Genomic DNA, 13947 nt, shown 5'->3' with positions numbered 1-13947 from the left:
TGCGGGAATGATCTTTGATCGATCAATTCGGTGGCAGGGCGCGGGGTTGTCGGGGAGACTGCCCAACCATGCCGACACCCCCTCCGACCGGCCCTCTAGTCACCCGAGCCACCCTCGCGGCGGACCTGCGCGCGCTCGGCGTGCGCCCCGGCGAGACCCTTCTCGCGCACTCGTCGCTCCGGTCCCTCGGATGGGTCAACGGAGGTGCGGTCGCCGTCGTCGAAGGACTGCTCGACGCGCTCGGTCCGGACGGCACACTCGTGGTCCCCACCCAGTCCGGCGACCTCTCCGACCCCGCCCTGTGGACCAGCCCACCGGTGCCCGAGGCCTGGTGGGAGACGATCCGCGCCACGATGCCGGGGTACGACCCGCTCGTCACGCCCACACGAGGGGTGGGCGTGGTCCCGGAGACCGTACGCACCTGGCCGGGCGCCCTGCGCAGCGCGCACCCGCAGACCTCGTTCGCGGCGATCGGACCGCGCGCGGCGAAGATCGTCGACGGCCACGCCCCGGACTGCCGCCTCGGTGAGCGCAGCCCGCTGGCCCGCCTGGAGGCCATGGGCGCCCGCGTCCTGCTGCTCGGCGCGGGCTACGACTCCTGCACGAGCTTCCACCTCGCCGAATACCGGATCCCCTCCCCGCGTGTCGAGGTGGGACGGCCGGTCCGTACGCCCGGGGGTTCCCGCTGGGAGGTCGTGACCGAGGTCTCGATCAGCTCGGAGCAGTTCGACGAACTGGGCGCCGACTTCGAACGGGACCGTCCTGTCGCACGGGGCCCGGTGGGCGCGGCCGACAGCCGGCTGTTCCCCGTGGCCGACGCGGTGGCGTACGCGGAGCGGTGGCTTCAGACCCACCGATCGCGCGAGGAGTGGGTCACCGATGACGCGCCCGCCTCACGCCGCTCGTGACTCGACCCGCCCTCTGTGCCCCGCTCGGCCGTCCCTAGACTTGGCGCTCATGCGAAGTGAGGCCGCCCATGCGAAGTGAGACCGTCGTCCAGGTCCAAAGCCTGGTGAAGCGGTACGGCAGGAAAACCGCGGTGGACGGCCTGGATCTGGTGGCCCGGACGGGCATCACCGCCGTCCTCGGGCCCAACGGCGCCGGCAAGACGACCACCGTCGAGACCTGCGAGGGATACCGCAGGCCGGACTCCGGAACGGTCCGGGTGCTCGGCCTCGACCCGGTGCGCGAGGCCTCCGCCCTGCGCCCCCGCATCGGCGTGATGCTCCAGTCCGGCGGTGTCTACTCGGGCGCCCGCGCCGACGAGATGCTCCGCCACGTGGCCAAGCTGCACGCGCACCCGCTGGACGTGGACGCGCTCATGGAGCGCCTGGGCCTCGGCAGCTGCGGCCGCACGACGTACCGGCGGCTCTCCGGCGGCCAGCAGCAGCGCCTCGCGCTCGCCATGGCCGTGGTCGGCCGCCCCGAACTGGTCTTCCTGGACGAGCCGACCGCGGGTCTCGACCCACAGGCCCGCCGGGCCACCTGGGACCTCGTACGCGATCTGCGCGCCGACGGTGTCTCGGTCATCCTCACCACGCACTACATGGACGAGGCCGAGCAGCTCGCCGACGACGTGGCGATCATCGACGCGGGCCGGGTCATAGCGAAGGGCACCCCCGAGGAGCTGTGCCGCGGCGGCGCCGAGAACACCCTGCGCTTCTCCGGCCGCCCCGGCCTCGACGTGGCCTCCCTCCTCAAGGCCCTCCCTGCGGACTGCACGGCGGCCGAGCTGACCCCGGGCTCGTACCGCGTGGGCGGCAAGGTCGACCCGCAGCTGCTCGCGACCGTCACCACCTGGTGCGCCCAGCACGGGGTGATGCCGGAGAAGATCTCGGTCGAGCGGCACACCCTGGAGGACGTCTTCTTGGAGCTCACCGGTAAGGAGCTGCGCGGATGACCGCGGAAACGGACGCCCGGACCACCGGCGAGGGCACAGGCACGTACGCGCCGAGGCCGGGAGCCGCCCCGCTCCCCCGCATGATCGCGACGCAGGCGGCACTGGAGACGAAGATGCTGCTGCGCAACGGCGAGCAGCTGCTCCTGACGGTGATCATCCCGACGCTGCTGCTGGTGCTGTTCAGCGCGGTGGACATCGTCGACACGGGCGAGGGCAAGGCGGTCGACTTCCTCACGCCCGGCATCCTCGCGCTCGCCGTGATGTCGACGGCGTTCACCGGCCAGGCGATCGCCACGGGCTTCGAGCGGCGGTACGGCGTGCTGAAGCGGCTCGCCGCCTCGCCGCTGCCGCGCTGGGGGCTGATGGCGGCCAAGACGCTCTCCGTCCTGGTCACCGAGGTCCTTCAGGTGCTCCTCGTGACGGTGATCGCCCTGGCGCTCGGCTGGTCGCCGGAGGGCAACCCGCTCGCCGTGCTGCTGCTCCTGATCCTGGGCACGGCGGCTTTCTCGGGCCTCGGTCTGCTGATGGCGGGCACGCTGAAGGCGGAGGCCACGCTGGCCGCCGCGAACCTGGTCTTCCTCCTGCTGCTCGTCGGCGGCGGGGTCGTCGTCCCGCTGGAAAAGTTCCCGGACGCGGCCCAGGACCTGCTCGGCCTGCTGCCGATCTCGGCCCTGTCGGAGGGGTTGCGGGACGTGCTCCAGCACGGGGCCGGGATGCCGTGGGGGGACCTGGGAATCCTGGCGGTGTGGGGGGTTGTGGGGCTGGGGGCGGCGGGGAAGTTCTTCCGCTGGGAGTGAGCGTGCGGGAGTGCGTGTCTGGGAACACGCGTCCGAAAGCGCGCGTCTTCCGCCCGGCGCACCACCGCTCGCCCTGAACACACAGCCTTCCGAGGGCCTGCGCGCGGGCGGTATGTGAATGAGACCGTCGCTGACGGGGAAGACCCGCCCCGTGTTTGAATCCGCGGATTCTTCAGCACCCCGGGCCCTGCAGCCGCTGCTGCACGACGTCGTCTTCTGTGTCGCCGCCCCGGCCTTCGCCGCATCGTCCCGTGACGGGCAGCTGAGAGGCATACGGGCGGAGGGCTTCTACGACCACGACCGCCGGCTGCTGCACACCCTGTGCCTGCTCCTGGACGAGCGTGAACCCGAACCCATAGGCGTCCAGCCCCTCGGCCCGCACCAGGTGAGGTTCACCGCGGTCCACCGCTACCCGCGGGACCTGACCGACGACCCGACGCTGATCGTCGAGCGCATCCGGACCGCCGGTACCGGCGAGACAATTTCCCTGCGCAACATCGGCACCGCCGAACGCCGATTACACGTACAGCTGGCCGCCGCGTCGGACCTCGCAGACATCGCCGACGTCAAGCGCGGGCACAGCCGCCCGGTACTGCGCTGCGCGGCGGCCCGGGCCTCCCTCGCCTGGCGCTCCCCCAGCGGCCGCGCCCGGATCACCGTCGTGTCCGGCCCGAGGCCCGAGACCTCCGGGGGCCCCGAAGGGGGAACCATGACCTGGCCCCTGGTGGTACTGCGACCGGGAGCGAGCTGGCAGGTCGAACTCGCCGTCACCGGCCGCGCGGTGCCGACACCGCCGGGACACCCCGTCGCCCCCACGACCCCCGCTCCCTGGAACGACCCGGTGGTCGCCGGCGACCGGCGGCTTATGGGGCTGGTCAGGCGGGGGCTCGGCGATCTCCGTGCGCTGCGCCTCGCCGATCCGCAGCGCACCGCCGACACCGGACCCGAGGACCAGTTCATCGCCGCGGGCTGCCCCTGGTACCTCACGCTCTTCGGCCGGGACTCGATCTGGTCGGCGCGGATGATGCTGCCGCTGGGCACGGACCTGGCCCGCGGCACCCTCTGGGCGCTGGCCCGCCGACAGGGACGGGTGCACGACCACTACCGCGAGGAAGCACCCGGAAGGATCCTGCACGAACTGCGTCCGGCGGAGGCCCAGCACGGCCACGGCCTGCACCTGCCCGCGTACTACTACGGATCCGTGGACGCCACACCTCTGTTCGTGACGCTCCTGGTCGAGGCCTGGCACTGGGGCCTGTCCGACGAGGACGTGACCGCCCTGCTGCCCCACGCGGAGCGCGCCATGGACTGGGTCGTGAAGTCTAGCGCCCGTGACGAGGACGGTCTGCTGCGCTACTATCCGCGCGCCGGAGGGCTGCGCCACCAGTCGTGGAAGGACAGCGACGACGCGGTACGCGACGCCGATGGCCGGCACATCGAACCCCCGCTGGCTCTCTGCGAAGTCCAGGGATACGCGTACGAGGCGGCCGTGGGGCTCGCCACGCTGCTGAACAGCCGTGGCAACCGCGAGGCCGCCCAAGGCCTCCTCGTCTGGGCGGACAGCCTGCGGAAACGCTTCGCCGACTCCTTCTGGATCCCCACCCGGAACGGCCCCGCGTCACGCTACGTGGCCATCGCCGTGGGCCAGGGACTCACCCCGGTGAGCGGTCCGGCGTCGAACATGGGTCAGCTGTTGTCGACCGGCATCCTCGATCCCAACGGCTGCGGCGATGTCGCCGCCTGGCTGGCGGACGACAGGCTCAACTCCGGCTGGGGGCTGCGCAGCCGCTCGGCCGCCGTACCCGGTTTCAACCCGCTGAGCTATCACGGGGGTTCGGTGTGGACCCACGACACCGCGATCGCCATACAGGGTCTGTGTGCGACCGGCCGCCACGAGGAGGCAAGCCGACTCGTGGACGGCCTCCTGGACGCCGCCACCTACTTCTCCTACCGCATGCCCGAGCTGTACGCCGGCGACGCCCGCACCGAGGACTCTCCCGCACCGCTCGCCTACCCGGCCGCCTGCCGCCCGCAGGGCTGGTCGGCGGCCTCGGGCGTGGCGGTACTGTCCGCCCTGCTCGGTCTCAAGCCCGACGTCACCAGCCGAACGCTGCACGTACGCCCCGTACCGCAGTGGCCGATGACGGTGCGTGGCCTGGTCCTCGGGGGTCAGCGCCTGACTGTGGAAGTGGACAGGGAGGGGGCGGCCGAGGTCTCCGGGCTGCCGGAGGGCTGGCAGGCGGTGGACTCGTAGGAGTCGGGGCCCTTCAGGAGACGCCAGTACTCGTCGAGCCTCGGATCTACGTAGGCCTCCTCCAGGTCGAAGAGGGCACGCACGTGATCTCGGGCCGCGCTTCCGGCTTCCCTGGCCAGCGAGCGCTCAGTGAGCAAGGGCCACAACTCGTCGGCGAAGCGGGACGCCAACTCCCCATCGTCCTCGTCGTCCTTCTTGGGGACGACCAGCGTGCTGCCACCCTCGCCCAGCCCTCCCACACCGGTGGCCACCACGGGGCGAGCCGCGCACATCGCCTCCAGAGGGGCGAGGCCCATGGGCTCGTCGAAGAGCGAGGGGTACACCACGACGGTGGCCTCCTGGTACAGCTTCCGCATGTCCTCGATGCTGGCCGGCCTGAACTCGACGTCCTGCCCAGGCCCTTCCGCAAGCTCGCACACCTCGACGAGCTTGGACAACTTGCTGCGGAACTGACCGCGCTCGCCGTGGAAGTCGACCGTGTCGAACGGGTCCGTCAGGACCAACCGGGGTCGCAGCAGGGCCAGTTCACCCTCGCTCTGCTTCGCACGCTCAAGGAGGAGCTTCAGCATCAGGATCGCCACTTCGGCACCCTTGTTGGGGATGAGCCGGGCCGGCAGCAGAACGACCGGATACCGGCCAGGCTCCTCCCCGACCTCCGGAATGCTGTCGTACTGGCGGGTGTCCACCCCCAGATAGGTGCGTTCCACTTCCAGATCGGTGCGCTTGGCACCCTGCCGCAGCACCTCGCGGCACTCACTGACCAGGAAGTCCGACACCGCGTGATGGACATCCCAAACGGCGCACTCCCTTGCGATCCGCTCACCCTCGTCGGTACGCCAGATGCTGTGGTACGTGTGCAGCAGTACGAGGTTCAGTTCGCCCTGAAGAGCCTTCAGAGCACGTGCCGGGACGCTGGAGAAGTGGTGCAGGTTGTGGCCGTGGACCAGCCGGATGGGGTCGCCGGACGCGGTGAGCCCGGTGCGGAACCACTCGCGCAGTTCCTTCAAAGTCGCTTCGTTGCCCTCATGACCGACCGACAGATCGAGCAGCTTGTGCCGGATCACCCTCACGCCGTCACACGGCCGATGCGCGCCGACCGATCCGGTGAACACGGTGACCCGATGGCCCCGGCCCGCCAATGCCTTGGAGTAGTCCCAGAGATGGGTCTCCACTCCACCCACGACGGGTGGAAAGGACCAGTGGACCAGCCCGATGTGCAGCCCGTGCTCCTGCTGGAGCCCGGGTTTCCCACCGGATCCCGCCTGCTGCTGGTCCACCGCGCCTCCGCGAGTCGTAGATGCCCGAAACGCAGAATCAACGACTAGTACAGGATGAGGACACTGATAGACGCGGCTTGGTTCCGTGCGGTTGCCTGGTTGCGTGCGCCACCGGCCAGGACAATGGACTGTAGTACACGCGCGGCGACCGGGGGGCACTATGGCGATACGGGCGATACGGGTGATGCGTCGGCCATTAGGCGAACACAACGGCTCACCTGTAGCACGGCGCCGCTTCAACACCGCTCTCAGCTCCCTGACCGGGGCAGGGGCGGTTTTTTTATCCGTCCTCGCACAGGACACCCACGGAACGCCCCTCATCTTCTTGGCCTCAAGTGCCGGTGCTCTGGGCGGCGTTTCGGCGATTTCCGGTTACTTCGTGCATCGCTCCCGCCCCAGCCACTCCGCCATCGGCAGCGCGGACCATGACCCGATGTACGTACCTCCGCCCAATCTCCCCACCCTTTCGCGCTACTTCACCGGTCGTAGCGACGAACTCAAGGCTGTCTCAGAGGCGTTGAGGCCAAGGGAACGCAACAGCGGAATGCGGGTCTGCGTGGTGCACGGGCGGGCCGGGCTGGGCAAGACCCAGCTGGCCGCCGCTTATGCCGACGGCCGTCTGCGCCAGCACCGCTCGCTGGTCTGGTGGCTCCACGCCTCCAGTTACGAACGGCTCATGGGCGAGTTGCTTGAACTCGCCGCCTGTCTGGGCATACCGGAGCACAACTCGAAGAGCGTGATGCTCAACCGGCTCTGGGGCAGGCTGCGGGACACTCCCGGCTGGGTCCTGGTCTACGACGACGCGCAGGACGACAGCCTGGGCCCGCTGAACGAGCAGACGAACGACGTGCGACCCTCGCTCCTGCCCAGGACGGGACACGGGGAAGTACTCATCACCACCCAGCGGCGCGAGGGCTGGGAGAACCTCCCCGCCGACTCGGTCGAGCGGATCGCGCTGCCCGACCTGAACGCGGACGACGGGCTCGCCCTCCTGGCCAAGCGGATCGGCGCCGAGGACGACGAAAGGGCGCTGGTCGAACTGGGCACCCAGCTGCACTGGCTGCCCCTCGCCCTGGACCAGGCAGGGGCGTACATCGCGGATGCCGAGATCTCCGTGAAGGAGTATCTGCGCCGACTCCCCGGCCATCCCATCAGCAGCGCCGCCGCCACCTTCCGGCTCTCGATCGAACGCATCGTCTCCGCCGAGCCGGTCGCCGAGGACCTCATGCGGCTGTGCGCCTTCCTCGCGTCGGAGGACGTACGGCGGGACATGCTGCTGCGCCATCCCCTGGTGATCCCCTCGCCCTTGAGGGAAGTGATGGAGGACCAGGTCGCCTTCAACCGCGTGGTCCGGCGACTGTCCAATCACTCGCTGCTCAGCCGCAGCGGGGACAGCCGGGTCGCCAGCGTCATCTACGCCATGCATCCTCAGGTCCAGTTCTTCGTCCGTGAGGGCATGGACACCCAGGCCAGGCTGCTCTGGTCACAGTCCGCGGTGCAGCTCCTTGAAGCCGCGTTCCCCGTGGCGCCCGAGCTGCTGGACGAGCGTGCCGCCTGTGAGACGTTGATGCCGCATGTCGAGGCGGTGTCGGCCGAGCTGGTGTGGGGGGCCGACACGGACGACCAGGAGTACGGGGCGGCCCGCGACCCCAAGGCCCTGGCCAGGCTGCTGCACCGGGTCGGCATCTACCAGGAGCACCGCTGCGACTGGGTGCACGCCCTGGAGTACTTCGAGAAGGAGGCGGCACTCCGCGAGACCCACCCCGGTGACGCCCTGGGGCTCGCCACCGCGCAGCTCGCCGTGGCCCGCCAGCACTATCTGCTGGCGCATCTCGACGACGCCGAGGCGCAGTGCCGCCTGGCACTGGACCAGTGTCTGCGGCGGCCGGACGATCCCGCCTTCCTCCCGTTACGGGCGCAGTGCCTCCGGCAGCTCGGCGGCATTCTGCGCGAGGACACCCAGTTCACCGAGGCGCTGGAAGCCGTGGAACAGGCGATAGACATCTACGAGCGCCACGGCGCCGAGTGGGACGGGCTCGACTGGGCCATCGCCGAGCAGGAGGTCGGCATGATCCACAGGAACGCCGGCCAGCTCACCGAGGCGCTCAGCTGCTATGAGCGAGCGAGCAGCAAGATCCCGCGCCGGGGCAGTGAGGAACCCCGGGAGCATCTGGCGTTCAGGGCCATGCTCCAGCGTGACACCGGGATCGTCGCGCAGGACCGCGGTGATCTGGAGACCGCCGAGCGGGAGCTGTCCGAAGCGTTCTGGGCCTTTCGTGCGAACCGCGGCCCCGACGACTTCGAGACCTCCCAGGTCGCCAAGTTCCTTGCGGACGTGCTCCGCCGCCAGGGCGAGGAACTCCGTGCCGGAGCCCGGGACACCTACAACCCGTTGCTGTGGCGGCGACTGCGCCGGGACTCACGTGCACGCCTGCGGGAAGCCGCCGAGCTGCTGGCCCCCGTCGTCGAGCTGCACCGCAAGCGCCGCGAGGCGGAGGACCACAAATACGCCGCCTGTCTCAACAAGCTGGGCTCCCTGCAACACGCGCAGGGCCGGACGGCGCAGGCCCTGCGGACGCTGCGCGAGGCCGAAGGCATCTACGTCGCGAGATACGGACGGGGGCACCACTACCGCGCCAAGACGCTGTCGCGACTCGGCCCCGTACTGCTCAGCACCGGCGACCGACCGGGCGCGGAGGAAACGCTGCACGAAGCCGAGCGCATCATCCGCGGCCAGCTGGGAGACGTCCATCCCTCACTCAGCGCCGTGTACGAGCGGCTCGCCCTGTGCACCACCGACACGCAGCGGGCTGCGGACTTCCGTACCCGCGCACAGCGCATCAAGAACACAATCGGGGGCGGGACGCCCACGCACACCTAGCCTTCGTCCGGTCCAAGAGCCGGGCACGCGATCTGTCCGGACATGCTCACCCCGCGTGAATTCATGCACAAACCCCGGCCTAGCATGGAGCCCGTGCCAAACGTGACCCGAGCCGATGCCGCCCAAGCCGTGCGCAACCCGCTCGCCTTCATCGCCGAACGCTGGACCCCGTCACCCCGGACGGTCCAGCGCGCCGCCCTCGCCGCGCTCGTCATGGCGGTACTGATCGTGGTCACCGGAGGCGCCGTCCGGCTGACCGGCTCGGGGCTCGGCTGCCCGACCTGGCCCAAGTGCACCGACGACTCGCTCACCACCACGAGCGCGATGGGCGTGCACGGTGTGATCGAGTTCGGCAACCGCATGCTGACGTACGTCCTGTGTGCCGCGGTCGGCTGGGCGATCATCGCCGCGCGCTCGCAGAAGCCCTACCGGCGCAGCCTCACCCGGCTCGGCTGGGCGCAGTTCTGGGTCGTCATGGGCAACGCGGTCCTCGGCGGGGTCGTCGTCCTCGTGGGCCTCAACCCGTACACGGTCGCCGCCCACTTCCTCCTCTCCACCGCCCTGATCGCCGTCGCCACGGTGATGTGGCAGCGCACCCGCGAGGGCGACGACGCTCCGCGCCCGCTGGTCGGCAGGCCTGTGCAGCAGATGGCGTGGATCCTCGTCGCCGTCACCGTCCTGCTGATCGCGGTGGGTACGGTCGTCACCGGCGCGGGCCCGCACGCGGGCGACTCGAGCGAGGTCGAGCGCATCCCGCTGAACTGGGAGAACGTCACCAAGCTGCATGCCGTGCTGGCCTGGATCGTGGTGACGCTGGCCTTCGCCCTGTGGTTCGTCCTGAGGGCCGTCGACGCGCCCAAGGGGCCCCTGCAGCGCACCCGCGACCTGTTCCTGGTCCTCCTCGCGCAGGGCGGCATCGGGTACGTCCAGTACTTCACCGACCTTCCGGAGGTCCTGGTCGGCCTTCACATGTTCGGTTCCTGCCTGGTCTGGATCGCCACGCTCCGCGTCCTGCTGGCGCTGCGGGAACGGCCGGAGGTCGTGGCGGATCTGCCCGCCCAGTCCACGCAGTCGTCGCTCACGCGCGCGTGAGCGACGCGCAGGTCACGCGAGTCCGCGTCACGTGAGTCACGCGCCCCGTCGGCCACGCGCAGGTCATTCGTACGCGGCCACCAGGCGGTCGATCGCCGGGCCGAGGTAGCCGCGGGTCAGCTCCGCTCTGCGGTCCGTCCACTCCTGTACCGGTGCCCCGGGCTCCTCGTACCGTCGCCGCCTGACGTCCGCGACCAGTTCGACGGGCGCGCCGAGACCGGGCAACAGTTCGAGTGCCTCCCGCTTGGTGATCAGCCGCCCGTCCTTCAGCGTGACCGTGGCACGGGCGTGGGTGACGAGCCCCAGATCCACCCAGACGTCCTGGGTCCAGTTGCCGGCCCGGTCCACCTGCCGTCGCCAGAAGTCCCGCTGGTCCCGGACGACGAACTCGGCCAGCTCGTCGTCCGTCACCGGCGGCAGCAGGCGCCCGGGCGGCTCCCCCTCCAGGACCAGCCCGAAGGTGTGCAGCTCGCGCCGGGTCACCGGTGTGACCGTCCGTTTGAAGAGCTGCTCGTGCGCCCACGTGAGGTGCCGCCGGTCGGCGCCGTCCACCGTGCCGCGCGTCAGATAGCTGCAGTGGAGCTTGGCGACGAGCGGTTCGGCGCGCAGACGGGCGTGCAGCCGGGCCACCGTCCAGAGCGTCCTCGCCCTGATCGGGCCGTCCAGGACCACGATCAGATCCAGGTCGCTGATGCCCTCCCGGTAGTCGCCCCCGCCGAGCGAGCCGTGTGCCCACACGGCAGCCGGGGCGAGATCGCGCAGTTCGGTACGGAAGCGGTCGAGGAGCCGGTCGGTCGCGTCGCTGCGTGTCATATGCACAGTCTGTACAGCTCGCTCCACCCCGTACACCCGTCTCACTCCACCCCGTACACCCGTCGCGCGTTTCCCGCCGCGATGAGCCCCGCCACCCGTTGCGCGTCGGTCAGCGACCATGCGCCCTCGGCCACCCAGGTGCCGAGCACCTTGGCGAGCGCCTCACGGAAGAGACGTGCTCCGACCACATGGAGTTCGGGCAGACCATGTGCGCCACTGGAGAAGAGGAGCTTGCCGAAGGGGGCGAGCTCCAGGATCTCGGAGAGGACGGCGGAGGCGCGGGCCCCGGTACGGACGAGGGCGGCGCCCAGATCGGCGTACACATGCGGGAAGACCCCCGCGAGATGCGCCGCGTGGCGGTGGTACGGGTAGCCGTGCAGCAGGACCAGGTCCGTGCCGAGGCCGGCCGTCGCACGGGCGAAGTCGGTGAGCAGGACCGGGTCGTTGCGGTCGATGCGCAGGCCGGGCTCGCCGAGCCCCGCGTGCAACTGGAGCGGCAGGCCGGAGGCGACCGCGATCCACAGGAGATGCCTGAGCAGGACCGGATCGCTCAGTTCGCCGCCCACCCGGCGCCCGGCCAGCCACCGCCCCGCCGCGCCGCGCACCTCTCCCGGCCCGGGCGGTTCGGGCGCGAGCGCCAGTCCGTGCCGTAAGCCCGCCACCGAGGTGAAGGCCACGGCGTTCGCGGCCGCCCCGTGCACCGACTCGGCGAGGTTGGCGAGGAACGAGTCGACGGTTCCGGAGGTGTCGGCGACCTGCTCGGCGAGCGGCTCCAGCCGGACGATCTCGTGGGCGTGCGCGGCTCCCGTCGAGGCCATCTCGCCGGGCCCCGTCAGATCGCCCGGCAGACCGGTGTCGACCAGATAGGTCGTGATCCCGCTCCCCCGCAGCAGCCTGCGCCCCGCCTCCAGGACGCCGAGTTCCCGGCGTCGCGCGAGGTAGCGGGCGGGTGGGCAGTGGGGCTCAAGGCCCAGCAGGGGCGGACACCAGCGGCGTACGGCGAAGCCCGTCTGTGTGTCGAAGAACGTGGTCCCGGCGGCGGGTGGGCCCTCGCCCCGGGCGAGGTGGGCCTCGAAGGTGCCGAGACCCAGCTCCGTCCGCAGCACGCCGTGGCAGTACTGATCCACCAGCGACGGCGTTTCGATCATCCGGACTCCCCGCGAATGGGCCCTGCCTTTATTGAAGGGCCTAACGGGTGAACCGGGTGTCAGGTGTTGGGCACCCACACCCCGTGCGAAGCGCTCCGTGGGTTTTGCGGGTGGGTGCGGGTTGGAGGGCTGCGGGTGGGGGTGCCGCTTGTTCCGACGTGCGGGCCGGTTGTGGCTGGGCGCGCAGTTCCCCGCGCCCCTTTGGGGCGCTGGGGTTGGCGTCAGTTGTTAGTGGGGCCGCCGATCTGGATGCCTGCCATGCGGGTCCACTCGTACGGGCCCGTCTTGACCTTGTTCGCGAACTCGCCGTCGAAGTCGTCGTGGGCGGTGATGCCGGACTTCTTCACGGCCTGTTCGGCGATGGCGAAGGTGGGTGCCACGAGGTCGCCCCAGCCGCCGTCCTCGCCGACGAGGACGATCCGGGCGCCCTTCTGGCCGATGTACGCGATCTGTCCCTCGGCGCCGCCGTGGGCCTGCGCGAAGGAGGAGATCTGCTTGGCGAGCTTCGCCGCCCGGCGCTCGGCCTTGGCGTCCTGCTTGGCGCCCGCGCCCTCGTCAACCTGCTGGGTGTCTGCCATACCAGGATGCTACCGACGGGTAGATCCACTGGCGACGGGGGTGGTGCGTGGGGTTGGCCACTCGCCGTTCCCCGCGCCCTTGGGGGCGCGGGGCCCTCAGCCGGGGGTCAGCGGAGGAACGGGTCCACCGCGACCGCCACGAACAGCAGCGACACGTAAGTGATGGACCAGTGGAAGAGGCGCATCTCTTTCAGCTTGGCGCCCACGGCGCCGTCCTTGGCCCGGGTCTGCAGCCCGTGTGCTTCCCAGAGCCAGAAGCCGCCGGTCACGACGGCGACGACCGTGTAGAACCAGCCCGTGTAGCCGAGCGGCGTCAGGAGCAGGGAGACGGCGACCATGGCCCAGCTGTAGAGGACGATCTGCCGCGCGACGACCTTGTTGGAGGCGATGACCGGCAGCATCGGAACGCCCACGCGCGCGTAGTCCGCCTTGACCTTCATGGAGAGCGGCCAGTAGTGCGGCGGCGTCCAGAAGAACATGACGAGGAAGAGGATGATCGGCGCCCACGACATGGAGTTCGTGACGGACGACCAGCCGATGAGCACCGGAAGGCAGCCGGCGATACCGCCCCAGACGATGTTCTGAGAGGTACGACGCTTGAGGATCATCGTGTAGACGACGACGTAGAAGAGGAGCGCTCCGAGCGACAGCCACGCGGACAGCCAGTTGACGGCGAGTCCGAACAGCAGCGTCGAGACGACCGCGAGCGTGATGCCGAAGGCGAGGCACTCGCGTGGGCTGACCATGCCGGTGACCAGTGGACGCTGTGCGGTGCGCTCCATGAGCGCGTCGATGTCACGGTCGATGTACATGTTCAGGGCGTTGGCTCCGCCCGCGGAGAGGTAGCCGCCGACACAGGTGAGGAGCACCAGCTTCAGGTCGGGCACGCCCTGCTGCGCGAGGAACATCACCGGAACGGTGGTGATCAGCAGCAGCTCGATGATCCGCGGCTTGGTGAGAGCGACGAACGCCTTGACCCGAGCCCAGAACGGCCGGTGGTTCGTGCCCCGCTTCGCGCCCTGACTCGTCCCGAGCACTCCCGCAGGACGGGATTCAACGGCCGTCACGCACACCCCTGACAGAGACATTTCAGCGAGCTCCGGGTGTGAACTCCCGGTAAAGGCTCGCGCGTACCACGCCACTGTAGACGTTGCCCAGACCCCGGCCTTCGCGGGGGTCGGGTCGTGTTGAAAGGCCTCCGGGCAGG

11 protein-coding genes are annotated in these 13947 nt (G+C 70.2%); 6 read left to right on the top strand and 5 right to left on the bottom strand.

Going from position 1 to position 13947, the window contains the following annotated elements:
* The first annotated feature begins 68 nt into the window (after positions 1 to 68).
* From OG718_RS39915 to OG718_RS39900, 4 genes are all read left to right on the top strand, one after another.
* On the top strand, positions 69 to 908 hold the full coding sequence (locus OG718_RS39915) for an aminoglycoside N(3)-acetyltransferase (protein ID WP_328846499.1): 840 nt from the start codon (positions 69 to 71) through the stop codon (positions 906 to 908).
* 68 nt (positions 909 to 976) lie between these two features.
* Positions 977 to 1900: an ABC transporter ATP-binding protein gene (locus OG718_RS39910; RefSeq protein ID WP_306940614.1), complete on the top strand. Its 924-nt coding sequence runs from the start codon at positions 977 to 979 to the stop codon at positions 1898 to 1900.
* The gene (locus OG718_RS39905) at positions 1897 to 2697 is read left to right on the top strand and encodes an ABC transporter permease (protein ID WP_328846498.1); all 801 of its coding nucleotides are present in this window, start codon (positions 1897 to 1899) and stop codon (positions 2695 to 2697) included. The genes OG718_RS39910 and OG718_RS39905 overlap by 4 nt, the downstream gene beginning before the upstream one ends.
* A gap of 151 nt (positions 2698 to 2848) precedes the next feature.
* The gene (locus OG718_RS39900; protein WP_328846497.1) at positions 2849 to 4951 is read left to right on the top strand and encodes a glycogen debranching N-terminal domain-containing protein; all 2103 of its coding nucleotides are present in this window, start codon (positions 2849 to 2851) and stop codon (positions 4949 to 4951) included.
* On the opposite strand, the gene OG718_RS39895 is transcribed toward OG718_RS39900, so the two are convergent.
* The gene (locus tag OG718_RS39895) at positions 4867 to 6228 is read right to left on the bottom strand and encodes a glycosyltransferase family 4 protein (RefSeq protein WP_328846496.1); all 1362 of its coding nucleotides are present in this window, start codon (positions 6226 to 6228) and stop codon (positions 4867 to 4869) included. The two genes, OG718_RS39900 and OG718_RS39895, sit on opposite strands and share 85 nt — an antisense overlap.
* A gap of 379 nt (positions 6229 to 6607) precedes the next feature.
* Here OG718_RS39895 and OG718_RS39890 point away from each other — a divergent pair, with 379 nt between their 5' ends.
* Together OG718_RS39890 and OG718_RS39885 are read left to right on the top strand one after the other, a co-directional pair.
* A complete protein-coding gene (locus OG718_RS39890; protein ID WP_328846495.1) occupies positions 6608 to 9109 on the top strand; it encodes a hypothetical protein in 2502 nt (833 codons plus the stop codon).
* Positions 9110 to 9193: 84 nt separating this feature from the next.
* Complete coding sequence (locus OG718_RS39885) at positions 9194 to 10201, top strand: COX15/CtaA family protein (RefSeq protein WP_143637389.1); 1008 nt, start codon at positions 9194 to 9196, stop codon at positions 10199 to 10201.
* Between the two features lie 63 nt (positions 10202 to 10264).
* Here OG718_RS39885 and OG718_RS39880 read toward each other — a convergent pair whose 3' ends face one another.
* From OG718_RS39880 to OG718_RS39865, 4 genes are all read right to left on the bottom strand, one after another.
* Complete coding sequence (locus tag OG718_RS39880; protein ID WP_143637392.1) at positions 10265 to 11014, bottom strand: nucleotidyltransferase domain-containing protein; 750 nt, start codon at positions 11012 to 11014, stop codon at positions 10265 to 10267.
* A gap of 41 nt (positions 11015 to 11055) precedes the next feature.
* The gene (locus OG718_RS39875; RefSeq protein ID WP_143637395.1) at positions 11056 to 12162 is read right to left on the bottom strand and encodes an amidohydrolase family protein; all 1107 of its coding nucleotides are present in this window, start codon (positions 12160 to 12162) and stop codon (positions 11056 to 11058) included.
* A gap of 221 nt (positions 12163 to 12383) precedes the next feature.
* On the bottom strand, positions 12384 to 12740 hold the full coding sequence (locus OG718_RS39870; RefSeq protein WP_143637398.1) for a hypothetical protein: 357 nt from the start codon (positions 12738 to 12740) through the stop codon (positions 12384 to 12386).
* A 107-nt stretch (positions 12741 to 12847) separates the two neighbouring features.
* Positions 12848 to 13813 (bottom strand): heme o synthase, encoded by a 966-nt coding sequence (locus OG718_RS39865; RefSeq protein ID WP_186001194.1) that lies wholly within the window; start codon positions 13811 to 13813, stop codon positions 12848 to 12850.
* Between the last annotated feature and the right edge of the window lie 134 nt (positions 13814 to 13947).

Source organism: Streptomyces sp. NBC_00258 (assembly GCF_036182465.1).
In the GTDB taxonomy this organism is placed as follows: Bacteria; Actinomycetota; Actinomycetes; order Streptomycetales; family Streptomycetaceae; genus Streptomyces.
The sequence above is the reverse complement of the archived record's forward strand: the minus strand, read 5'-3'. Positions and strand labels throughout refer to the sequence as shown.